This is a genomic window from Rhodococcus sp. 2G (assembly GCF_001886355.1).
Lineage (GTDB): Bacteria > Actinomycetota > Actinomycetes > Mycobacteriales > Mycobacteriaceae > Rhodococcus > Rhodococcus pyridinivorans.
This window is the reverse complement of the sequence record NZ_CP018063.1, coordinates 4,214,203-4,236,329: the sequence shown is the minus strand read 5'-3', so window position 1 is coordinate 4,236,329 and position 22,127 is coordinate 4,214,203. Positions and strand designations below refer to the sequence as shown.

The 22,127-nt window shown below is 67.6% G+C and carries 20 protein-coding genes; 14 read left to right on the top strand and 6 right to left on the bottom strand.

Going from position 1 to position 22,127, the window contains the following annotated elements; genetic code table 11:
* The 3 genes from BO226_RS20125 to BO226_RS20115 all read right to left on the bottom strand — a co-directional run bounded on the left by BO226_RS20125 (nt 1) and on the right by BO226_RS20115 (nt 2,339).
* A complete protein-coding gene (locus BO226_RS20125) occupies nt 1–708 on the bottom strand; it encodes a hypothetical protein (protein ID WP_071935971.1) in 708 nt (235 codons plus the stop codon).
* A 297-nt stretch (nt 709–1,005) separates the two neighbouring features.
* Nucleotides 1,006–1,533: a TIGR04338 family metallohydrolase gene (locus tag BO226_RS20120; protein ID WP_019290529.1), complete on the bottom strand. Its 528-nt coding sequence runs from the start codon at nt 1,531–1,533 to the stop codon at nt 1,006–1,008.
* Nucleotides 1,530–2,339: a DUF2786 domain-containing protein gene (locus BO226_RS20115; protein WP_037217436.1), complete on the bottom strand. Its 810-nt coding sequence runs from the start codon at nt 2,337–2,339 to the stop codon at nt 1,530–1,532. Before BO226_RS20115 ends, BO226_RS20120 begins: the two co-directional genes overlap by 4 nt.
* Nucleotides 2,340–2,436: 97 nt before the next feature.
* Here BO226_RS20115 and BO226_RS20110 point away from each other — a divergent pair, with 97 nt between their 5' ends.
* From BO226_RS20110 to BO226_RS20080, 7 genes are all read left to right on the top strand, one after another.
* Entirely contained in the window at nt 2,437–3,891 is a 1,455-nt protein-coding gene (locus tag BO226_RS20110) for an alanine/glycine:cation symporter family protein (protein WP_019290531.1), read from the top strand.
* Between the two features lie 47 nt (nt 3,892–3,938).
* Complete coding sequence (locus tag BO226_RS20105) at nt 3,939–5,012, top strand: ABC transporter ATP-binding protein (RefSeq protein ID WP_064256081.1); 1,074 nt, start codon at nt 3,939–3,941, stop codon at nt 5,010–5,012.
* Between the two features lie 157 nt (nt 5,013–5,169).
* Nucleotides 5,170–6,453: an ABC transporter substrate-binding protein gene (locus tag BO226_RS20100; protein WP_006550832.1), complete on the top strand. Its 1,284-nt coding sequence runs from the start codon at nt 5,170–5,172 to the stop codon at nt 6,451–6,453.
* Between the two features lie 17 nt (nt 6,454–6,470).
* Nucleotides 6,471–7,544 carry a carbohydrate ABC transporter permease gene (locus BO226_RS20095; protein ID WP_019290533.1) on the top strand — a complete coding sequence of 358 codons (1,074 nt, stop codon included), beginning with the start codon at nt 6,471–6,473 and terminating at the stop codon, nt 7,542–7,544.
* A gap of 83 nt (nt 7,545–7,627) precedes the next feature.
* Nucleotides 7,628–8,449: a carbohydrate ABC transporter permease gene (locus BO226_RS20090; RefSeq protein ID WP_064256104.1), complete on the top strand. Its 822-nt coding sequence runs from the start codon at nt 7,628–7,630 to the stop codon at nt 8,447–8,449.
* Nucleotides 8,446–8,637: a hypothetical protein gene (locus BO226_RS20085; protein ID WP_064256082.1), complete on the top strand. Its 192-nt coding sequence runs from the start codon at nt 8,446–8,448 to the stop codon at nt 8,635–8,637. The genes BO226_RS20090 and BO226_RS20085 overlap by 4 nt, the downstream gene beginning before the upstream one ends.
* A 142-nt stretch (nt 8,638–8,779) precedes the next feature.
* Nucleotides 8,780–10,909: a transglycosylase domain-containing protein gene (locus BO226_RS20080; protein WP_064256083.1), complete on the top strand. Its 2,130-nt coding sequence runs from the start codon at nt 8,780–8,782 to the stop codon at nt 10,907–10,909.
* Nucleotides 10,910–10,946: 37 nt separating this feature from the next.
* Here BO226_RS20080 and BO226_RS20075 read toward each other — a convergent pair whose 3' ends face one another.
* On the bottom strand, nt 10,947–11,534 hold the full coding sequence (locus BO226_RS20075) for a TetR/AcrR family transcriptional regulator (RefSeq protein ID WP_024102478.1): 588 nt from the start codon (nt 11,532–11,534) through the stop codon (nt 10,947–10,949).
* A gap of 81 nt (nt 11,535–11,615) precedes the next feature.
* Between BO226_RS20075 and BO226_RS20070 the strand changes: the two genes are divergently transcribed.
* The 3 genes from BO226_RS20070 to BO226_RS20060 are packed head-to-tail and all read left to right on the top strand — an operon-like array spanning nt 11,616 to nt 14,693.
* On the top strand, nt 11,616–12,848 hold the full coding sequence (locus BO226_RS20070) for an acyl-CoA dehydrogenase family protein (protein WP_006550825.1): 1,233 nt from the start codon (nt 11,616–11,618) through the stop codon (nt 12,846–12,848).
* A gap of 16 nt (nt 12,849–12,864) precedes the next feature.
* A complete protein-coding gene (locus BO226_RS20065) occupies nt 12,865–13,938 on the top strand; it encodes a phosphotransferase family protein (RefSeq protein WP_064060737.1) in 1,074 nt (357 codons plus the stop codon).
* Nucleotides 13,935–14,693 carry an SDR family oxidoreductase gene (locus BO226_RS20060; RefSeq protein ID WP_006550823.1) on the top strand — a complete coding sequence of 253 codons (759 nt, stop codon included), beginning with the start codon at nt 13,935–13,937 and terminating at the stop codon, nt 14,691–14,693. The genes BO226_RS20065 and BO226_RS20060 overlap by 4 nt, the downstream gene beginning before the upstream one ends.
* Before the next feature lie 88 nt (nt 14,694–14,781).
* On the opposite strand, the gene BO226_RS20055 is transcribed toward BO226_RS20060, so the two are convergent.
* The gene (locus BO226_RS20055; protein WP_006550822.1) at nt 14,782–15,882 is read right to left on the bottom strand and encodes an inositol-3-phosphate synthase; all 1,101 of its coding nucleotides are present in this window, start codon (nt 15,880–15,882) and stop codon (nt 14,782–14,784) included.
* On the bottom strand, nt 15,875–16,432 hold the full coding sequence (locus BO226_RS20050; protein WP_064256085.1) for a PadR family transcriptional regulator: 558 nt from the start codon (nt 16,430–16,432) through the stop codon (nt 15,875–15,877). The genes BO226_RS20055 and BO226_RS20050 overlap by 8 nt, the downstream gene beginning before the upstream one ends.
* Before the next feature lie 253 nt (nt 16,433–16,685).
* Here BO226_RS20050 and BO226_RS20045 point away from each other — a divergent pair, with 253 nt between their 5' ends.
* The 4 genes from BO226_RS20045 to BO226_RS20035 all read left to right on the top strand — a co-directional run bounded on the left by BO226_RS20045 (nt 16,686) and on the right by BO226_RS20035 (nt 22,101).
* Nucleotides 16,686–17,087, top strand: a complete 402-nt coding sequence (locus BO226_RS20045; protein WP_082921003.1) for a DUF5318 family protein — start codon at nt 16,686–16,688, stop codon at nt 17,085–17,087.
* A gap of 15 nt (nt 17,088–17,102) precedes the next feature.
* The gene (locus BO226_RS27285) at nt 17,103–17,279 is read left to right on the top strand and encodes a hypothetical protein (protein WP_153811623.1); all 177 of its coding nucleotides are present in this window, start codon (nt 17,103–17,105) and stop codon (nt 17,277–17,279) included.
* Between the two features lie 550 nt (nt 17,280–17,829).
* Complete coding sequence (locus BO226_RS20040; protein WP_064256106.1) at nt 17,830–20,499, top strand: transglycosylase domain-containing protein; 2,670 nt, start codon at nt 17,830–17,832, stop codon at nt 20,497–20,499.
* 9 nt (nt 20,500–20,508) lie between these two features.
* The gene (locus BO226_RS20035; protein ID WP_039584401.1) at nt 20,509–22,101 is read left to right on the top strand and encodes a glycosyltransferase family 87 protein; all 1,593 of its coding nucleotides are present in this window, start codon (nt 20,509–20,511) and stop codon (nt 22,099–22,101) included.
* Nucleotides 22,102–22,127 lie beyond the last annotated feature (26 nt).

The following is a 22,127-nucleotide window of genomic DNA, read 5'->3' as shown; positions in this document are numbered from 1 at the left end:
TCACCGCTTCGTTCGACGTACGGGCGCACGACCGGAGGAGGACGACGCAGTGCTACGCGCTGCGCGCTTGCGCGGCTTCGGAGGTGCCTCCTCCGAGTCGTCCGGATCTTCGCTGTCGGCCGTCTTCTTGCTGCGGGACGTCCTCGGACGGGATGTGGCGCGGGCTGCACGGCGCCGCGGTGCGGGACGCTCGGGTTCCGGCTCCTCTTCGTCGCCCGAATCCTCCTCGCCCGAATCCTCCTCGCCCGAATCCTCTTCGTCGGCACCCTCTTCGTCCGTCTCGTCGTAATCCGGCTCCTCGTCCCGATTCCGGCTGCCGCGACGCCTGCTGCCGCGACTTTCCTCCTCGTCGCGTGATTCGTCGTATTCGTCCTCGTATTCGGCGTCCTCGGGTTCCTCCGATCGCCCGCCACCGCTCGCACGGGACTGCAGACGTTCGTTGAGGGCGTCGATCCGGTTGCTGGCCGCGGTCACGGCAGCGGCACGAGCCGCATGCATGAGTTCTCCGCGAACGGATTCGGTGATCTTGTTGATCTCGGGAGACGAGCCGAGCATCGAGGCGCTGCGCTGCAGGAGTTCCTGCGGATTGCTGGGCAGTTTGCCGGTCATTCCGGCGCCGGCGAGCATCATCGCCACCCGCATCTTCTTGGTACGGCCGAGGAAATATCCGATGCCCACACCGAGGGCGACTCGTGCTCCGGGTTTCATCACCGTTCTCCTTCGTATGCCGCGCGTCGTGTGGCGTGCTCGGAAGGGGCCGGGGAGGTCTCGGTACGGTACGCAGCCGATGCGCGTCTTTGTGTGATGCAAACCACAGTACGTCACTCGAGGCCTTGATTCGCGTGCTTCGTCGGCATGCGGATTCCGGAGTGAACGACGGGCTCGAAAAGTACCAATCAGTATGTTGTGCAGCAGGATACGAGTCTTGCTACAGATCTCGACCGGCCGTCCGCGGGCATGCCAAAGAAAGGTTCTCGAGCCGGTAATGATTCCGGAAACCGGAGGCTATCGCCGCGGATGCACCGGGGTGGCGATCCCTGTCGCCTGCAAAGCGAATGCTGCTTCCGGACCGATGATTTCGCCGACGAGTGCGAGGAAGCGGTCGACGAAGGCCGGCCCGTGGGCCCCCTCGGTGGCGTCGTCGGGATCCTGCGGATCGAGATGGTGCGCGAGTTCGTGCAACACCACCATCTCGCGGAACGCCCACGCGGTGTTCACCCGGTGCTCGGGAAGAGCGATCGTCGCGCAGTCGCGTTCGTAGTGTGCGGCCGCGTTGCCCGCACGGGCCCGCACGCGCACCGGCACGGCGGCGCGCTCCCACCGGGTGCGTACCCAGTCGAGGGCGAGCACGGCGTCGATGTAGTCCTGGACCGAGGCGATGGAGGCGAACCGTCTCTCCACCGGGAGCGTGACGTGGGAACCGGCGACCTCGACGGTCCGCAGACCGCGCTCGTCGGCGCGGTCGAGCATCTTCCGTACGATCGACTCCGCTTCGTACACAGCGGTTCTGCGGGTGTCGCGCACCTTGGTCACCGTTCCAGCCTCCTCGGAGCCGACGGCAGTTCGGGTGCCGTTCCCAGCCGGGCCGCGCGTCCGGCGCGGTCGCCCGCGCGCCGGGCATCGGCCGAGCGCGCCGACGGGGCCCGGTTTCCCCGCCAACTGCCCCGTGCCTGCGACGTACTGCGGTAGAAGTCCTGCAGTTCCAGACTCTTCCCACGCAACACCAACGCCGTACCGGGCGAAGATGTTTCCACCTCGCGTTCGATCTCCTGCTTCGCCTCGGCCAGCCGGGCGCCGATGCGGGCGGCAAACGCCGACTGGAAGTTCAGCCGGGCCGTCACCGCGGCAACGGGCTTGCGCACGCGTGTGCGCACACGGCGGCCACCGCGTTCCTCGACGACGGTGCGCACCGTGGTCTCGTTCCGGTAGGTGCCCTCGCGCAGATATGCGTCGGACGCCCGCACCATCTGCACGAGCAGGGAGGAGTACAGCGCCTCGCACACGTCGATGTCGTCGGCGAAGCCGTAGGCGTAGATGACGGTGGAGTTCGCGGTGATGTCGCACTGCACGTCGTTGGCCCCGGCGATCGCGATGAACAACTGGGCGTAGGTGCGCAGTCCCTTCTTGCCCGTCTCGCCGATGGTGATCAGTCGCTGCACGGGAGTCGCGCGGCGTTCCTTCGCCGCCGTGTGACTGCGCGCGACCGCCAGATCGATCGAGGAGGACGTCGCGAGCCGCTGCGCCGCGGCGAGGAAGGCGTCGGCCTCGTGAGGGTTGTCGGTGGACTCCGCCTGGCGGAGCAACCCGCCGATACGACTCAACATCTTGTCCGAACTCACCCAGCGAGCGTAGAGCTTGGCACCGACTCCGCCCACGAGACCGGGAACACGCACGAAGTTCCTGCGAAACCACCCGCGACCCACCAAGATCGTGCAGATGGACACTGCGGTCGATTTCGTCACCGATATCAACGACACGTTCTGGTATGCGGTGATCGCACTGCTCATCGGTTCGGGCCTGTACTACACGATCCGGTCCCGGTTCATCCAGATCCGGCTCCTGCCCGACATGCTGCGTTCCATCGTGGAGAAACCCGAGAGACAACCCAACGGAGAACCCGGCCTGTCCGCCTTCCGGGCCTTCTCCGTCTCGGCGGCCTCCCGCGTGGGAACGGGCAACGTCGCCGGTGTCGCGATCGCGATCAGCCTCGGTGGTCCCGGCGCGGTGTTCTGGATGTGGGCGATGGCCCTGGTCGGTGCAGCGACCGCTTTCCTCGAGTCCACGCTCGCCCAGCTGTACAAGGTGCGCGACGAGGACGGCAGCTTCCGCGGTGGCCCCGCCTACTACATGCAGTACGGGCTGCGGAAACGCTGGATGGGCATGATCTTCGCGGTCATCATCACGATCACCTACGGATTCGTGTTCAACGCCGTGCAGACCAACTCGATCGTCGACGCCGTCTCGAGTTCCGTCGGCGAGAAGACCATGGCACTCCAGGTGATCGTGGGGCTGGCCGTCGCCCTCATCGTCGGCGCGGTGATCTTCGGCGGAATCCGCCGCATCTCCGGCGTCTCCCAGATCGTCGTGCCGGTCCTGGCGTTCGTCTACCTGGTCATCGGCATCATCGTCGTGGTCCTCAACATCGGCGAGGTTCCGACCATGTTCCGCCTCATCGTCGAGAACGCCTTCGGTCTCGAGGAGGTCATCGGTGGTGGCTTCGGCGCTGCCTTCATGAACGGCATCCGCCGAGGTCTCTTCTCGAACGAGGCCGGCATGGGCTCGGCGCCCAACGCCGGCGCCGCCGCCGCGGTTTCCCACCCGGTCAAGCAGGGCCTGGTCCAGAGCCTCGGTGTCTACTTCGACACCCTGCTGGTCTGCTCGATCACGGCTTTCATCATCCTGCTGTCGGAACCCGAATTCGGCAGCGGTCTCGAGGGCGCCGCTCTGACGCAGAACGCGCTCGCGCTGCAACTCGGTGACTGGACGGTGCACTTCCTCGCCGTGCTGATCTTCTTCCTCGCGTTCACCTCGGTGATCGGCAACTACTACTACAGCGAATCCAACATGGAGTTCCTCACCGGATCGCGCCGCATTCTGCCCTACCTGCGCTCGGCGGTCGTGCTGTGCGTCTTCCTCGGGGCCATCGGCTCGCTGCCGCTGGTGTGGGCGCTGGCCGACCTCGCCATGGGAATCATGGCCACCGTCAACCTCATCGCCCTGATCCCGCTGTCGGGTATCGCCTACGCGTTGTTCCATCACTACAGCGCGCAACGCAAGCAGGGTCGCGACCCCGTCTTCCGCGCCGGTGACGTCCCGGGCCTCCGCGGAATCCAGGTGTGGAACGACGACGACGTCACGCCGGTCGAGAGCCGATCGAGCGACGCACGGTAGATTCCCCTACCGCACGAGCGTGTACCGCTTCGGAAAGGATCTTCGAGATGGCGTCGGTGACCTTCGACAAGGCCATGTGCCTGTTCCCCGGCTCGAGTACGCCTGCGGTCGACGCGCTCGACCTCGAGATCGAGGACGGCGAGTTCCTCGTCCTGGTCGGACCGTCGGGCTGCGGCAAGTCGACCTCGCTGCGCATGCTCGCAGGCCTCGAGGAGGTGCACAGCGGACGCATCCTCATCGGCGACCAGGACGTCACCGGGCAGGATCCGAAGGAACGCGACATCGCGATGGTGTTCCAGAACTACGCCCTCTACCCGCACATGTCGGTCGCGGAGAACATGGGCTTCGCGCTGAAACTGGCCAAGACACCCAAGAACGAGATCCGCGAACGGGTCGTCGAGGTCGCGAAGATGCTCGACCTCGAGCAGTTCCTCGACCGCAAGCCCAAGGCGCTGTCCGGCGGTCAGCGTCAGCGCGTCGCGATGGGGCGCGCCATCGTCCGCCAGCCGCAGGTCTTCCTCATGGACGAGCCGCTGTCGAACCTCGACGCCAAACTCCGCGTGCAGACCCGCACGCAGATCGCACAGCTGCAGCGCCGCCTCGGCACCACCACCGTCTACGTCACCCACGACCAGGTCGAGGCCATGACGATGGGCGACCGCGTCGCTGTGCTCGAGAAGGGCATCCTGCAGCAGTGCGCGTCGCCGCGCGTGCTCTACAACAAGCCCGCGAACGTCTTCGTCGCCGGTTTCATGGGCTCGCCCGCGATGAACCTGTTCCGCCTCCCGGTCTTCGACCGCGGCGCGATGATCGGCGACACCCACGTACCGGTGCCGCGCGACGTGGTCGGCCAGGTCACCGAGAAGGAGGTCGTGCTCGGGATCCGGCCCGAACACCTCGAGATCTCGAATGAGGGTCTGGCCATGGATGTCGACGTGGTCGAAGAGCTCGGCTCGGAGGCCTACGTCTACGGCCGGGCCGACGTCGGCGGGATCGGCCAGCAGATCGTCGCCCGCAGCGACTGGCGCAACCCTCCGCAGAAGGGCGACCGGCTGTACCTGCGCTTCGACCCCGAGCACGTGCACGTCTTCGGAACGTCCGACGGGAAGCGGATCGGCTGATCACCGCTCCGGGATCGGTCTGCGGAGTCGACACTCGACCGATTCAGGATGGGCGGAATGCCGACTTTTACCGGTGCTGCGTGCCACAGTAGTGGCCGGTGTCGGTGCAGCTGGGTCACCGACGTGTGTTCTACGACCTCGAAATGGGGAGTTGTTGATGGTTCTGAATACGAAGGCGATGCGGAGGGCTGCGATCGCCGCTACGGCCGCGACCGCGCTCGTTCTCGCGGGCTGCTCGTCGGACAACGGTGGCGACGACACCTCGACCGGCGGCGAGGATACCGCTGCTTCCGGTGAGGGCCGCGGCCCGATCACGATCGTCGAGGGGCAGGATCCCCTGAACGCGGCGCTCGAGAGCATCATCGCCGACTGGAACGCCGAGCATCCCGACGAGCAGGTGACGTTCAAGCCGCTGGCCAAGGAGGCCAACGACCAGTACGACGACATCGCCCAGCGGATGCAGGCCCGCAGCGACGAATACGACCTCATCGCCGTGGACGTCACCAACACGGCGGAGTTCGCCGCGAACGGCTGGCTGCTCCCCCTCGAGGACGACCTGGCGATCGACACCGAGGGCCTGCTGCCCGCGACCGTCGAGTCGGGTACCTACAACGGCACCCTGTACGCCGCCCCGAAGAACACCAACGGCGCGTTCCTCTACTACCGCACCGACCTCGTCGACGAGGCCCCCGCGACCTGGGACGACCTGAAGGCCGAGTGCCCGAAGGCCGAGGAGGCGGGTATCGCCTGCTACATCGGTCAGTTCAAGAACTACGAGGGCCTGACGGTCAACGTCACCGAGATCGTCAACGCCTTCGGTGGCTCCTTCGTCGCCGAGGACGGCCTGACCCCGGCCGTCGACGACAAGACGGCCGAGGGCCTGCAGTTCATCGTCGACAACTTCGAGGACGGCATCATCCCGGCCGCCGCGCAGACCTACACCGAGGGCGAGTCGCAGACCGCCTTCGGCAACGGCGAGGCACTGTTCCTGCGCACGTGGCCCGGTTTCTACACCGACGGTGAGACCTCATCGGTCGCCGGCAACTACGGCATCGCCGTCCTGCCCGGCGTCGACGGCCCCGGCGTCTCGACGCTCGGCGGTTACAACGTCGGCATCAGCGCGTTCTCGGATGCTCCCGCCACCGCGCGCGACTTCCTCGAGTTCATGCAGACCCGCCAGGCGCAGATGTACTACGCGGAAGCGGGCGGCGCCCCGGTTCTCGCCGAGGTCTACGACGACGCCTCGATCCTCGAGCAGTACCCCTACTTCTCGACGCTGAAGGAGGCCCTCGAGGCCGCCAAGCCGCGTCCGGCGTCGCCGTACTACTCGGCCGTGTCGAAGGCGATCGCCGACAACGCCTACGCTGCGATCCGTGGCGAGAAGACCGTCCAGCAGGCGCTGGACGACACCCGGGCCGGCATCGAGACCGCCGGCAACTGATGCTCTAGGAGCAGTACATGGCTGACCCGCAGGTCGACACTCCCGCGGATCCGCCACACGCCCCCGCGGTCGGGACCGTCCCCGGTCCCGACCGCGGACGTGTCGGCGGACGTCACCGCGTGCCCGCACCTCCCGTCACGGCGGTGAAGAAGCGGCGCAAGATCCCGGTGTGGATGTTCGTCGCCCCGTCGATGCTCGTCCTGGCCGTGATTATCCTGTACCCGCTCGGACGAGCGGTGTGGATGTCGCTGCACGGTGACTCGAAGCGACTCGACCCCGAGACGGGCCGATTCGTCACCGGGGGTTTCGTGGGGATCGAGAACTACACGCGCTGGATCACCCAGACCTGCAACACCGCCACCGGTTCGATCCCGTGCCCTCCGGGCACCCTCGGCTCCCAGTTCTGGCAGTCGATCTTCAACACCTTCTTCTTCACCGTCGTCACGGTCTCGCTCGAGACGGTGATCGGTTTCGCGATGGCGATCGTGATGGCCAAGTCGTTCCGGGGTCGCGGCCTGCTGCGCGCCTCGGTGCTGGTGCCGTGGGCGATCCCCACCGCCGTCACCGCCAAGCTGTGGTTCTTCATCTTCGCCAACGACGGTGCCGCCAACAAACTGCTCGGCACCGACTACCTGTGGACCGCCGATCCGTGGCCCGCGCGCTTCGCGATCATCGTCGCCGACGTGTGGAAGACGGCACCGTTCATGGCGCTGCTCATCCTCGCCGGCCTGCAGATGATCCCGCAGGACGTCTACGAGGCCGCGAAGGTCGACGGCGCGAACGCCTGGCAGCGGTTCAAGATGATCACGCTGCCGCTGGTCAAGCCCGCCCTCATGGTGGCGATCCTGTTCCGCACCATGGACGCGCTGCGCATGTACGACCTGCCCGCGATCATGATGGGGTCCAATCCGGCGACGTCCACGATCTCGGTGCTCGTCGTCGACCAGATGCGTCAGGGTTCGAACTCCGCGTCCGCCCTGTCGACGATCACCTTCCTGCTCATCTTCGCCGTCGCCTTCGTGCTGGTGCGGTTCCTCGGCGCCAACGCGGTGAGTACGCAGGAGAAGCAGCGTAAGGGGGAGGTCGTATGACCGTCACCACCGAGATTCCCCGGAGCCGGCCGGAGCCGGAGCCCACGCCGGTGCAGACCCGCAAGGTGCCGTTCAAGCGCAGGATGAGCACCGTCGGCACCTATCTGGGTGTCGCGCTGATCGTCATGTGGGGCCTGGCCCCCTGCTACTGGATGATCGTCACGGCCCTGCGCGACCCGTCGGAGACGTTCAGCACGACCCTGTGGCCGTCGAACCCGACACTGCAGAACTTCGCCGACGCGCTCGACCCCGACGCCAAGGTCAACTTCTCGCGGGCGCTGCTCAACAGCGTCATCATCGCCGGCGCCACCACGGCGGTCGCGCTGCTGCTCGGCGTGTTCACCGCCTACGCCCTGTCGCGCTTCGAGTTCCGCGGTAAGTACTTCGTCACCGGCATCATCCTCGGCGCGTCGATGTTTCCGGTCGTCGCGCTCGTGACGCCGCTGTTCCAGCTGTTCACCGACATCGGCTGGATCGGCAAGTACCAGGCGCTGATCATCCCGAACATCTCGTTCGTGCTGCCGCTGACCGTCTACACGCTCACCTCGTTCTTCTCCGAACTGCCGTGGGAGCTCGAGGAGGCCGCCCGCATGGACGGCGCGACGCGCGGGCAGGCGTTCCGCCTGGTCATGCTGCCGCTCGCGGCACCTGCGCTGTTCACCACGGCGATCCTCGCCTTCATCGCGACCGTCAACGAGTACCTGCTGATGTCGCAGCTGTCGAGCGAGAGCACGGCCCCGGTGACGGTGGCGATGGCACGGTTCACCGGCACCGACCCGTACGTCACCCCGTACGCGTCGATCATGGCCGGCGGCACGCTCGTCATGGTGCCGCTCGTGGTGATGGTGCTGCTCTTCCAGCGACGCATCATCTCGGGTCTGACCGCGGGTGGCGTCAAGTCGTGAGGAAGGTTCCGCGCCGGAACCGACTCGAGATGCTGCTCGGCCTGCTCACGGTGTTCACGGTGATGGCCGTGATCTCCGCGGTCGCCGAGCTGACGTCGCCGCAACCCGGCATCGTGCCGTCCCTCGTGCTGCTTACATTCGTCGTGATGTGGGGGTTCGCGTTCCGCGCGTGGCGCCGATCGGGCTGACCCTGTCGTGACGATGGCCCCGCCGTGACGTGAGAAGGAGCACCGTACCGGTGTTCCGGAGGCGTCTCGTCGTCGTTTCCGTACCATACGGTGGGCGGGAGACCCTCCCGTCCGGATTTCCGGTACCGAGAAAGTGGAACGAGTGACGAGCCCGACAAGGTCGACATCCTCGCGCGCCGCCGCGGCCGCAGCGAAGAAGCGCAGGGGACGCATCGTTCGCTACGCCGTACTCGTCGCGTTCGTTCTCGCCGTGCTCGTCCCGCTCGGGATCTTCGCCACCGCCTACTACTCGGCGGAGGTGCCGACCCCGGCGGACATGAAGACGAACCAGCTCGCGCGGGTCTACGCATCCGACGACGCCACCGAGATCACCCGGGTGGTCCCGCCGGAGGGCAACCGTGTCGAGGTCGGGATCGCGCAGATCCCCGAGCACGTCCGCAACGCCGTGCTGTCGGCGGAGGACCGCAACTTCTACAGCAACCCGGGCTTCTCGATCACCGGTTTCGCACGCGCAGCCCGCGACAACGTCATGGGCAAGGACACCGCCGGCGGCGGTTCCACGATCACGCAGCAGTACGTCAAGAACGTGCTCGTCGGCTCCGATCGCACGCTCGAACGCAAGATGCGCGAACTCGTCATCTCCACCAAGATGGCGCGGCAGTGGTCGAAGGACGAGATCCTCGAGGCGTACCTCAACACCATCTACTTCGGTCGTGGCGCCTACGGCATCGGCGCGGCGTCCCAGGCGTACTTCGGCAAGCCTGTCGAGGAACTGTCGGTCTCCGAGGGCGCTGTCCTGGCCGGGGTGATCCAAACACCGTCGTCGCTCGACCCCGAGTACAACCTGCCTGCCATCGAGGAGCGCTGGAACTACGTGCTCGACGGCATGGTCGAGATGAAGGTCCTCGACCCGGCCGAGCGGCCGGACCAGGTGTTCCCCCCGACGGTGCCGTCGGACACCCTCGTGCTGGCCACCGAGGCGACCGGACCGGAAGGTCACATCCGTACCCAGGTGCTGCGTGAGCTGTCCGCGGCGGGGATCAGCGAACAGGCCCTCAACACCGAAGGTCTGCGCATCACTACCACCATCGACCTGAAGGCCCAGCAGGCGGCGATCGACGCCGCTCGGTCCACGCTGTCCGGCGAACCCGGGGAACTGCGCACCGCCGTGGTCTCGATCGATCCCCGATCCGGTGCCGTGCGCGCCTACTACGGCGGTGAGGACGGTGCCGGTTTCGACTTCGCACAGGCCCCCGTCCAGACGGGTTCGGCGTTCAAGGTGTTCGGCCTGCTCGCCGCGCTCGACGACGGGATCGGCCTCAACGCGCGTTTCGACAGCTCCCCGCTCACGGTGGGCAATATCCGCATCGGCAACGTCGAGGGTGAGTCGTGCGGACGTTGCACGATCGCCGAGGCGCTCAAGCGGTCGCTGAACACGAGCTTCTACCGGCTCATGATGTCCATGTCGAACGGCCCGCAGAAGATCGCCGACGCCGCGCATGCGGCGGGGATCCCGCTGACGATCCCCGGGGTCGAGGGGCAGACGCTGAGCGAGAACGGCGGTCCGCCGGAGGGCGGCATCGTCCTCGGCCAGTACCAGGCACGGGTCATCGACATGGCCTCCGCCTACGCGACGATCGCCGCGTCCGGTGTCTTCCACGAGCCGTACTTCGTGCAGAAGGTCGTCACGGCCGACGGTGTCGTGCTCCTCGATCGTCCGCCGTCACCCGGCGAGCAGCGCTTCGACGCCGCGGTCGCCGACAACGCAACCCAGGCCATGATGCCGATCGCCGCATACTCGCGCGGACACGCGCTCGCCGGTGGCCGGCCGTCGGCGTCGAAGACCGGCACCACGCAGCTCGGCGACACCGGGTTGAACAAGGACGCCTGGATGGTCGGGTACACGCCGTCGCTGTCGACGGCCGTGTGGATGGGCACCCCCGACGCCGGGGCGATCACCAACAGCTGGGGCGGGTCGATCTACGGTTCCGGACTGCCGTCGGACATCTGGAAGAGAACGATGGACGGCGCCCTCGAAGGCACGCCAGTCGAGAGCTTCCCGTGGCCGGCGCCGATCGGTGGTCAGGCGGGTGTCCCGAAGGACGCCGGCATCGAGGCCACCACCGCTCCCCCGGCGCCGACCTTCCAGCTGCCCGACCTGTCGAACCTGCCGCCGATCACGATTCCCGCGCCCCCGGTCGATCTGCCTGTCCCCGTGCCTTCGCAGATCGAGGTGTTCCCCGGCGTGACGATCCAGATCCCCGGCTTGTAGATCCGCACTCCGCCCATCGAGGGGAGGTGGTTCGGGTCTACGGCCCGGCCAGCACTGTCGGCAGCAGCGCGGCCGAACAGTCGACGACCTCGTCGACGCTCGGTGTGCCTTCGCGGAACCGGTCGATGGCCAGCGACTCCACGAACGCCCACCACGCCCGCAGCCGCATGCGGGTGACGGGGGTGTCATCGCAGCCCAGCGCCGCGACGACCCGCTCGACCATGGTGTCGCGCATCGAGTCGTGGATGTCGCGGATCTGAGGGTCGGAGCCGACGCCGCTGTGGAAGAACGTCTGGTAGTTGTCGCCGTGGCGGTCGATGAACGACACGAACGGGTGCAGCACCGCCCGGAGGGGATCCTGCTCGTCCGGATCGGGATCCGCCGCGCGGAGCAACCGGCGTGATGCGGCGCCGACGACGGCGACGTAGAAGTCCTGCTTCGTGGGGAAGTAGCGGAACAGCAGGCCGCGGGAGATGCCGGCGATCTCGGCGACGCGGTCGATCGACAGGGCGTGGATCGGGCGCGTCGACAGCTCCTGCAGCCCGATCGCCACGAGTTGCCGGCGACGTTCCTCGGGTGGCAGGCGACGCCGTCCTTTGGACGCCTCTTGTCGCGGGGTGCTCATACCGATAGCCTAACTGAGCATCGCTCAGTTACGACCGCCCGACCGGGCAGATTCCCGGTCGAACTCGACGGAAGGCACCCGATGGATTTCGCACAGTCCGAGCGCAGTCGCGACTATCTCGAACGCCTCCGAGCGTTCATCGTCGCCGAGGTCACGCCCGTCGAACAGCGACTGCGGGCCGAGCGACGCACCCCGGGCGAGGGACGACGCGACATCGACGCCGCCGAGAGGTGGGCCGTCTCCCCCGAATTCCGCGAGCTGCAGCGCAAGGCCCGCGCCGAGGGCCTGTGGAACCTCTTCCTGCCCGACGCCGAACTCGGTGCCGGACTGTCGAACATCGAATACGCCCCGCTCGCCGAGGAGATGGGCCGCTCGCAGTTCGCCTCCGCGGTGTTCAACTGCGACGCCCCCGACACCGGCAACATGGAGGTCCTCTACCACTACGGCAGCGAGGCGCAGAAGGAACAGTGGCTGCGCCCGCTCCTCGACGGTGAGATCCGTTCGGCCTTCTGCATGACCGAACCCGAGGTCGCGTCGTCGGACGCGACGAACATGGCCGCGACCGCCGTGGTCGAGGGCGACGAGATCGTGCTCAACGGCCGTAAGTGGTGGAGCACCGGCGTCGGCCATCCCGACTGCAAGGTGCTCATCTTCATGGGCCTGACCGATCCGGAAGCCCACAAGTACCAGCGACATTCGATGGTCCTCGTGCCCTTCGACACCCCCGGCGTGAAGGTCGAACGCATGCTCCCGACGATGGGCTTCTTCGACGAGCCCGGCGGCCACGGCGAGGTGTCGTTCACCGACGTGCGACTGCCGCTCGATGCCGTCATCGCCGGTCCCGGACGAGGATTCGAGATCGCCCAGGGCCGGCTCGGTCCCGGCCGCATCCACCACTGCATGCGCCTCGTCGGGCTGGCCGAGCACACCCTCGAACTCGCGTGTCGCCGCGGCCTCGAGCGCACCGCCTTCGGCAAGCCGATCATCAACCTCGGTGGAAACCGCGAACGCATCGCCGACGCCCGTATCGCGATCAACCAACTGCGGCTGCTCGTCCTGCACGCGGCCTGGCTGCTCGACACGCAGGGACTCGCCGGAGCGCGCTCGGCGGTCTCGGAGATCAAGGTCGTCGCACCGCGCGTCACCCAGCAGATCGTCGACTTCGCCATCCAGATCCACGGTGGTGGCGGGCTTTCCGACGACTTCCCCCTCGCCGGTGCGTGGACGGCGGCGCGAGCACTGCGTCTCGCCGACGGACCCGACGAGGTGCACCAGGGGCTCGTCGCCCGGTTCGAACTCGGCAAGTACGCGTGAGAGGGAGATTTCGACGATGACCACACTTCCCGACAACGCCCGCACCGTTCGCGAGGAAGACGCCTTCGACGTCGACGCGGTCGCGGCCTGGCTCGCCGAGCACGCCGGCATCACCGGAGTGCCGGAGGTCCGCCAGTTCTCCGGCGGCGCATCCAACCTGACCTACCTGCTGCGCTATCCGGATCGCGATCTCGTGCTGCGCCGGCCGCCGGCCGGGGCGAAGCCGTCGTCCGGGCACGACATGGCACGTGAGTACCGCATCCAGTCGATGCTCGCACCGGTCTACCCCTACGTGCCCACCATGATCGGCCTGTGCACCGATCACAACGTGCTCGGCAGCGACTTCTACGTCATGGACCGCGTTCCCGGCACCATCCTGCGGACGAATCCGCCCACGCAACTCGACCTCTCCGAAGCGGATACCCGCACCCTGTGCCTGCGCATCGTCGACCTGCTCGTCGAACTGCACGGCATCGATCCGGAGTCCGCAGGACTGTCCGAACTGGGTCGCGGATCCGGTTACGTCGCACGGCAGGTCGCGGGCTGGACGTCGCGCTACGCCAAGGCCCGCACCGACAACGTCCCCGACTTCGCCCGTGTCACCGAGTGGTTGGCGGCTCGGCAGCCGCAGGACGTCGCGCAGACCGTGATCCACGGCGACTTCCGGCTCGACAACATCGTCCTCGACGAGAACGATCCGCTGAATCCGGTCGCGGTCCTCGACTGGGAGCTGGCCACCATCGGCGACCCCCTGATGGACCTCGGCTCGTCGCTCGCCTACTGGGTCCAGGCGGACGACGACGACATGCTGCTGCTGACGAAGCGACAGCCGTCCGATCTCCCCGGCATGCTCACTCGTCAGGAGATCGTCGAATACTATTCCGAGCGAACCGGACTGCCGGTGGACGGTTGGGGATTCTACGAGGTGTTCGGACTGTTCCGCCTCGCCGTGATCGCCCAGCAGATCTACTACCGCTATCACCACGGCCACACCTCCAATCCTGCCTTCAAGGACTTCTGGATCGTGGTCGGCTATCTCGAATCCCGTTGCAGTGCATTGATCGATCGATACGAGAAGGAGAGCCGATGAGCCGCCCGCAGCGACGGAACATCCTCATCACCGGTGCGAGTTCCGGCCTCGGTGCCGGAATGGCGCGTGAATTCGCCGCGCGAGGAAGGAATCTCGCGCTCGCCGCTCGGCGCGTCGAACGGCTCGAGGAGCTGCGGGACGAACTGCTCGCCGCGTACCCGGGCATCACCGTGAGCGTGCGCGCTCTCGATGTGAACAAGCACGACGACGTGTTCACCGTCTTCCGCGAGTTCGACGAGGAGCTCGGTGGTCTCGATCGGGTGATCGTCAACGCCGGCCTCGGCAAGGGACAACCGCTCGGTACCGGCTACTTCCGCGCGAACGCCCAGACGGCGAACACCAACTTCCTCGGTGCACTGGCGCAGAGCGAAGCGGCCCTCGAGCTCATGCGGCCCCGTGGGCGCGGGCACGTCGTCCTCATCTCGTCCATGAGCGCGGTGCGGGGCATGCCGCGCAACCTGACGACCTACGCCGCGTCGAAGGCCGCCGTCGCCTCGCTCGGTGAGGGGATGCGGGCCGACCTCGCCGACACCGACATCTCGGTGAGCACGATCTTCCCGGGATACATCCGGTCGGAGATCAACGAGAAGGTGAAGAAGGTCCCGTTCATCGTCGACACCGAAACAGGTTGTCGCGCACTGGCGGCTGCGATCGAGAAGGAACCGGCCAAGGCGTACGTGCCGGGCTGGCCGTGGATTCCGCTCGGCTACGCGATGAAGGTGCTGCCGCTGTCGGTGATCCGGAAGATGGCGTAGGTGGGTCCGGAACCCACAGCGGCAACGGCGAAGGCCGCATCCCAAGTGAGGGATGCGGCCTTCGCCGGAAATACTGCCGGAGAACGACTTACGCGTCGGCTCCGATGATGAACGCCTCGAGCTGGGCACGAGCGGAATCGTCGGCCATCTGGACCGGCGGGGACTTCATCAGGTATGCCGAAGCCGGGAGGATCGGGCCGCCGATGCCGCGGTCCTTGGCGATCTTCGCCGCGCGGATGGCGTCGATGATGATGCCGGCCGAGTTCGGGGAGTCCCAGACCTCGAGCTTGTACTCGAGGTTCAGCGGGGCGTCACCGAAGGCGCGACCCTCCAGGCGGACGTATGCCCACTTGCGGTCGTCGAGCCACTGCACGTAGTCGGAGGGGCCGATGTGCACGTCGCGGTCGTGGACCTTGCCGGCGAGGGGGCCGTTGAGGTTCGACGTGACGGCCTGGGTCTTGGAGACCTTCTTCGACTCCAGACGCTCGCGCTCGAGCATGTTCTTGAAGTCCATGTTGCCGCCGACGTTGAGCTGGTACGTGCGGTCGAGCACGACACCGCGGTCCTCGAACAGCTTTGCCATCACGCGGTGGGTGATGGTGGCGCCGACCTGCGATTTGATGTCGTCGCCGACGATCGGGACACCGGCGTCGGTGAACTTCTGCGCCCACTCGGGGTCGGAGGCGATGAACACGGGGAGAGCGTTGACGAAGGCGACGCCCGCGTCGATGGCGCACTGCGCGTAGAACTTGTCGGCCTCTTCGGAACCCACGGGGAGGTAGGAGACGAGAACGTCGACCTGGGCGTCCTTGAGCGCCTGAACCACGTCGACGGGCTCGGTGTCGGACAGCTCGATGGTCTCGGCGTAGTACTTGCCGATGCCGTCGAGCGTGTGGCCGCGCTGCACGGGCACGCCGAGCGGCGGCACATCGGCGATCTTGATGGTGTTGTTCTCGCTCGCGAGGATCGCCTCGGACAGGTCGAAGCCGACCTTCTTGGCATCCACATCGAACGCGGCGACGAACTGGACGTCGCGCACGTGGTAGGGACCGAATTCGACGTGCATCAGGCCGGGGACGGTGGTCTCGGCGTCCGCATCCTTGTAGTACTCGACGCCCTGGACCAGGGAAGAGGCACAGTTCCCCACGCCCACAATGGCCACGCGCACCGCGGTGCTGTTCTCACCCATGGTCGGGTTCTCCTTCTTTGTTGCGTGCTGCTGACGACTGCTCGGCGGCGATGAGTTCGTTGAGCCAGCGCACTTCGCGCTCGCTGGACTCGAGGCCGAGCTGATGGAGCTGACGGGTGTAACGATCGAGTGTGCCGCTGGCCCGTCCGATCGCATCGCGGAGCGCTTCTCTGCGCTCCTCGACCTGGCGGCGCCTGCCTTCGAGAATTCGCATCCGCGCTTCGGCGGGAGTGCGACCGAAGAAGGCGAGGTGCACGCCGAATCCGTCATCGGTGTAGTTCTGCGGTCCCGTGTCGGCGACCAGCTCGGTGAAGCGTTCTCGACCCTGCGGGGTGAGCTGATAGACGCGGCGGGCACGTCGTTTCACGGGACCGGGAATTCCCGGATCCTCTTCGATGAGGCCGTCCGCCTGCATCCTCCGCAGAGTCGGATAGAGCGACCCGTAGGAGAAGGCGCGGAAGGCTCCGAGGAGCCCGGTCAGACGCTTGCGCAGCTCGTAGCCGTGCATGGGCGATTCGAGGAGGAGCCCGAGTATCGCCAGTTCCAGCACGGGTCACCTCCTGTTTCCGTTCGAACCAACCGATTGATACGACACGGAACTATATCGCGCCGATATATACGACGATACGCCCCATACGGTTCGTGTCACGTCCGGTTGCGGGCGGGCACCCTTCTCCGGACCCGATCGGACATGCGTCGGTGTCACCTCGACCACCCGTCTTCGATGTCCGGTGGGCCACTCCCCGCCCATCGCCGCATCGCCCGCACGTACTCTGGAAGCCGTGCGAATTCAGCGGCAGGTGGTGGACTACGCGTTGCAGCGGCGCTCGCTGCTCGCAGAGGTCTACTCGGGGCGACGCGGAGTCAGCGAGGTCTGCGACGCGAGCCCCTATCTGCTGCGGGCGGCGAAATTTCACGGCCGGGGCAGCGATGTGATGTGCCCCATCTGCCGTAAGGAGCAGTTGACTCTTGTCTCGTGGGTCTTCGGCGACAAACTCGGTCCGGTGTCCGGGTCGGCGCGCACCCCCGAAGAGTTGGTGCGTCTGGCCGCCAGCCAGGAGGAATTCTCGGTTCACGTGGTCGAGGTGTGCCGCACCTGCAGCTGGAATCACCTGGTGCAGTCGTACGTCCTGGGATCGCAACCAGCACCCGAGAGCCCGCGTCGCCGGTCGACGGGATCGAGCCGTCGTACCGCCAGCGAGTGAAGGGGTACCGGCAACGTGCCCGTACGCTTTCTCGTGGAGTTCGCTCCTGGGTCCGACCCGCACGACCTGATCGTCGCGTCGTCCGCTGCGCACATCGTCGATCGACTGCCGTCCGTCGGCATCGCCGATCGGCTCTTCGTGGAGCAGTGTCGAGGCCGCGGCGTGATGCGTCGCGAGAACAGTTGGAGATGAGTACGTGAGTTCCCCCGACAACGAACCCGAGGACAACAAGGCCGTCCCGCCCCAGCGCAGCGGTCCCGCCGGACCGCAACCCGGGCAGCAACGTCCCGGTCCTCCTGCCGGTGCCGGTCAGGGACAGCCGGGTCCGGGACAGCCCGCTCCGGGACAGCAGCGCCCTGCCCAGGGCCCGGTGCAGGGTCGTCCGTTGCCGCCGCAACCGCGCCCGCAGGGTCAGCCGGGAGCACAGGGCCAGCCGGGCCGACCGGGCGGACAACCCGGTGGTCCCGCAGGTCAGCAACCGCCGCGCCCCGGCAGCCGGCCGCCGTACCCGCCCCAGGCTCCCGGTCAGGGACAGCGTCCTCAAGCCCCCGTCCAGGGACAGCGCCCTCAGTCCCCCGGCCAGGGACAGCGTCCTCAGTCCCCCGGCCAGGGACAGCGTCCTCCGGCTCCCGGTCAGGGGCAGGGACCGGGCCCCCAGCAGGGCCGACCGGGACAGCCGTACCCACCGCGCGGACCGGTGCCCGCCCCGGGCGCCAACCAGCCGCGTAACCCCAACCAGTCGATGCCGCCGCGGCCCGGCACGTTGCCGCCCGGCGCGGTGCCTCCCGTCCAGCGCACGCCGCAGGCCGATCCGACCGTCGCCATGCGTCCCGGAGCGGACGCGGCAGGTGCGCAGCGTCCCGGAGCGGACGCGGCAGGTGCGCAGCGTCCCGGAGCGGACGCGGCAGGTGTACAGCGTCCCGGAGCGGATGCCCCGACGCAGCGGGTCTCCGCGGCGAGCGCTGCAGTCGGTGCGAGTGCTGCAAAGAGTGCGAGTGCTGCGGACGATGCACCCACGACGCGCGTTGCCGGTGGCCCGCCCGCAGGCGGACCTCCCACGGTTCCGCCCGGTGGCGGTTCGGGTGGCGGCGCCGGGGGTGGAAAGGGCGACGGCAAGAGCAACCGCTGGCGCACGATCCGCCGGATCGGTTACGGCGTGGTCGCCGCCGGCATCCTCGTCCCGATCCTCATGTTCATGCTGGCGTACATCGTCCAGGACGTGCCGCGCCCCGGTGAGCTGCAGACGAACCAGGCCGCGACCATCTTCAACTCCGACGGCCAGGGTGTCATCACGAAGGTGATCCCACCGGAGGGCAACCGCACCGAGGTCGAACTCGACGCGATCCCCGTGCACGTCCGCAACGCCGTGCTCGCCGCCGAGGACCGCGATTTCTACAGCAATCCCGGCTTCTCGGTCACCGGCTTCGCGCGTGCCGCCCGCGACAACGTGCTCGGCCGCGACAGCGCCGGTGGTGGTTCGACCATCACCCAGCAGTACGTGAAGGTCGCCGTCGTCGGTTCCGAGCGGACGTTGACGCGAAAGCTCAAGGAGCTGGTGCTGTCGACGAAGATGGCGAACCAGTGGGCCAAGGACGACATCCTCGCGGCCTACCTCAACACCATCTACTTCGGTCGCGGTGCCTACGGCATCGCAGCGGCGTCGAACGCGTACTTCGGCAAGCCCGTCGGTGAGCTCACCGTCGAGGAGGGCGCCGTGCTCGCGTCGTCGATCCAGTTGCCGTCGCTGCTCGATCCCGAGCAGAACCCCGAGGGTGCGGAGGCGCGCTGGAACTACGTGCTCGACGGCATGGTCGCCGCCGGCACGCTCGATGCCGCCGAACGGTCGGGTATGAAGTACCCGGCCTACGTGCCGATCGCTGAGCTCGACAACGGCGACCAGTCGTCCGGCCCCGAAGGTCTGATCAAGAACCAGGTGCTCGCCGAGTTGTCCCGCGAGGGCATCGACGAGAACCTCCTCAATACGGCCGGTCTCCAGATCACCACGACGATCGACCCCCAGGCCCAGCAGTCGGCGGTCGAGGCGGCGCAGAGCAATCTCGAGGGCGAACCCGAGGAGTTGCGTACCGCGGTGGTGTCGGTCGATCCCCGGTCCGGGGCGATCCGCGCCTACTACGGCGGGGAGAGCGGTGTCGGTTACGACTTCGCCCAGTCCGGTCTGCAGACGGGGTCGTCGTTCAAGGTGTTCGGCCTGGCCGCCAACCTCGACCAGGGCGTGCCGTTGTCGCAGACCTACGACAGCGGTCCGCTGACGGTCAACGGCATCAAGATCGGCAACGTCGAGGGCGAGTCGTGCGGGCAGTGCACCATCGCCGAAGCGCTCAAGCGGTCGCTGAACACGAGCTTCTACCGGATGATGCTCGAGATGGACAACGGCCCGCAGGCCATCGCCGACATGGCGCACAAGTTGGGTGTCGCGAAGGAACTGCCGGGCATCGGTGAGACACTCACCGAGCCGGAGGGCGTCGGCCCCAACTACGGCATCGTGCTGGGCCAGTACCAGTCGCGCGTGCTCGACATGGCCTCGGCGTACGCCACGCTCGCGGCGTCCGGCCGTCATCACGAGCCGTACTTCGTGCAGAAGGTCGTGACGTCCGACGGCGAGGTGCTCCTCGACCGTGGCACCCCTGCCGGTGAGCAGGTCGTCGACGCGGCGGTGGCCGACAACACCACTTCCGCGATGACCCCGATCGCCGCGTACTCGAACGGCCACGCCCTGGCCGGCGGCCGTCCGTCCGCGTCGAAGACCGGTACCGCTCAGCTCGGCGACACCGGCTCCAACAAGGACGCGTGGATGGTCGGTTACACCCCGTCGCTGTCGACCGCGGTGTGGGTCGGCACCGAGGAGGGCCTGCCCCTCGAGAACAGCTGGGGCGGCATGATCTACGGCTCGGGTATCCCGTCGGACATCTGGAAGGACACGATGGACGGCGCTCTCGAGGGCACCGAGGTCGAGTCGTTCCCGAAGCCGGAACCGATCGCCGGTGTCTCCGGCGTGCCGGCGTGGACCGCGTCGACGACAGCTCCGGCCACCCGTGAGCAGACCACCACCTCGCGTGTCGTGCCGAGTCTTCCCGAGGTTCCGGAGATCACCACGCAGAACGTGGAGATCTTCCCCGGCGTCACCATCCCCGTTCCGGGTGTCGCCCCGCAGACGACCACCCAGAACGCGCCCTCCCGTCCCGGCAACGGCGGTCAGGAGGAGGACAGCGGGGATACCGGCGGCGGAACCGGCGGTGGTACCGGCGACGACTCCGACGAGGGTGGATCGCCTCCGCAGAACCGCATCCCGGGACTCGAGAGCCCCGCGATCCCGGGCGCGCAGGGAGGCGGATTCCAGGGCGCGCAGGGCGGTAGTCCCCAGGGCGCGTTCGAATACGCTCCGGCCGGGTAGCCTCGCCGCGTGAGCGACGACCGGGGATCCGACGCCCGGCCGGTGGTGTCCGCTGCACCACCGGCCGAGGATCGTCGTTCCCTGGACTGGCGCGACACCCCCGGGCGTACCGACCCGACGGTGTCGCGCCTGACCGCCGTCATCGGCGGTCCGGTGGGCCGGCACGCCGTGCTCGGGCGCACCCGCTTCTTCACTCCCCTGCGGGCGATGTTGCTGCTCGCGGTCGTCTTCCTCGCCTTCGGCTGGTTCACGAAGGCGGCCTGCGTCCAGCAGGGACCCGTCGGTCCCGACGGCGCGCTCGGCCTGGACTGGAGCGGCAACCGGCAGTACGTGGCGATGTGTTATTCCGACATCGTTCCGCTCTACGGTGCCGAACGGCTCGCCGAGGGCGCCTTCCCGTACCGGACGTCGTGGGAGGAACCCGGCCCGGACGGGCAGATGCAGACCCGGTACATGGAGTATCCGGTGCTCGCGGGGCTCTACCAGTACGGCTCGATGCGCATCGCGAAGGCGTGGGACGCCACACCGTGGCTCCCCGATGCACTGCAGGTCGCGATCTACTTCGCCGTCGTCGCGGTCGGTCTCGCGCTCGCCTGGCTCGTCACGGTGTGGGCCACCGCGATGTCGGCGGGCCGCAGGATCTGGGACGCCGCGCTCGTCGCGGCGTCACCACTGGTCGTGGTGCACGCCTTCACGAACTTCGATGCCCTGGCCACGGCCTTCGCCGCGGGTGGTCTGCTGGCGTGGGCCCGCCGTCGACCGGTTCTCGCCGGCGCCCTGCTCGGCCTCGGTGCGGCGACGAAGTTGTATCCCTTGCTGTTGCTCGGTCCGCTGCTGGTGCTGTGCCTGCGGACCGGCCACCTGCGGTCGTTTGCCCGCACCGCGGGAGCGGCCGCCGCGGCGTGGCTAGTGGTGAACCTGCCGATCATGGTGCTGTACCCGAGCGGGTGGGCGGAGTTCTTCCGACTCAACTCCGATCGCGGAGCGGATCCGGATTCGATCTACAACGTGCTGCACTCGTTCGTGGGCTGGCCGGCCTGGTCGGCCTCGACCTTCAATGGGGTCTCGCTCGTGTTGTTCGCCGCGGCCTGCGCCGCGATCGGGTGGATCGGGCTCACCGCGCCGCGCCGTCCCCGCCTCGCGCAGCTGTGTTTCCTTCTCGTCGCGGCCTTCCTGCTCACGAACAAGGTGTGGAGTCCGCAGTATTCGCTGTGGCTCGTGCCGCTCGCCGTGCTGGCCGTACCCCACCGGCGCGCACTGGTCGCCTGGATGACGATCGATGCGCTGGTGTGGGTTCCGCGCATGTACTACTACCTCGGTCCCGATCGGAAGGGGCTGCCGGAGCAGTGGTTCACCGCCACGGTCTTCCTGCGCGACGTCGCCGTCGTGGCACTGTGCGCGGTTGTGCTGTGGCAGATCCGGCGTCCGGTGCGGGATCCCGTGCGGTACGGCTTCGTCGACGATCCCGTCGGTGGTGTGCTCGACCAGGCTCCCGACCGTCCGCCACGATGGCTGCCCGCCAGGTTGCGACCTGCTCACCATCGGGTCACAAGAGAAGAATCATCCGAACGAGGGATGTCGGAGACTTCGTCGGTCCCCTAGGCTCGGGAACGAGCACGAGGGGGGAC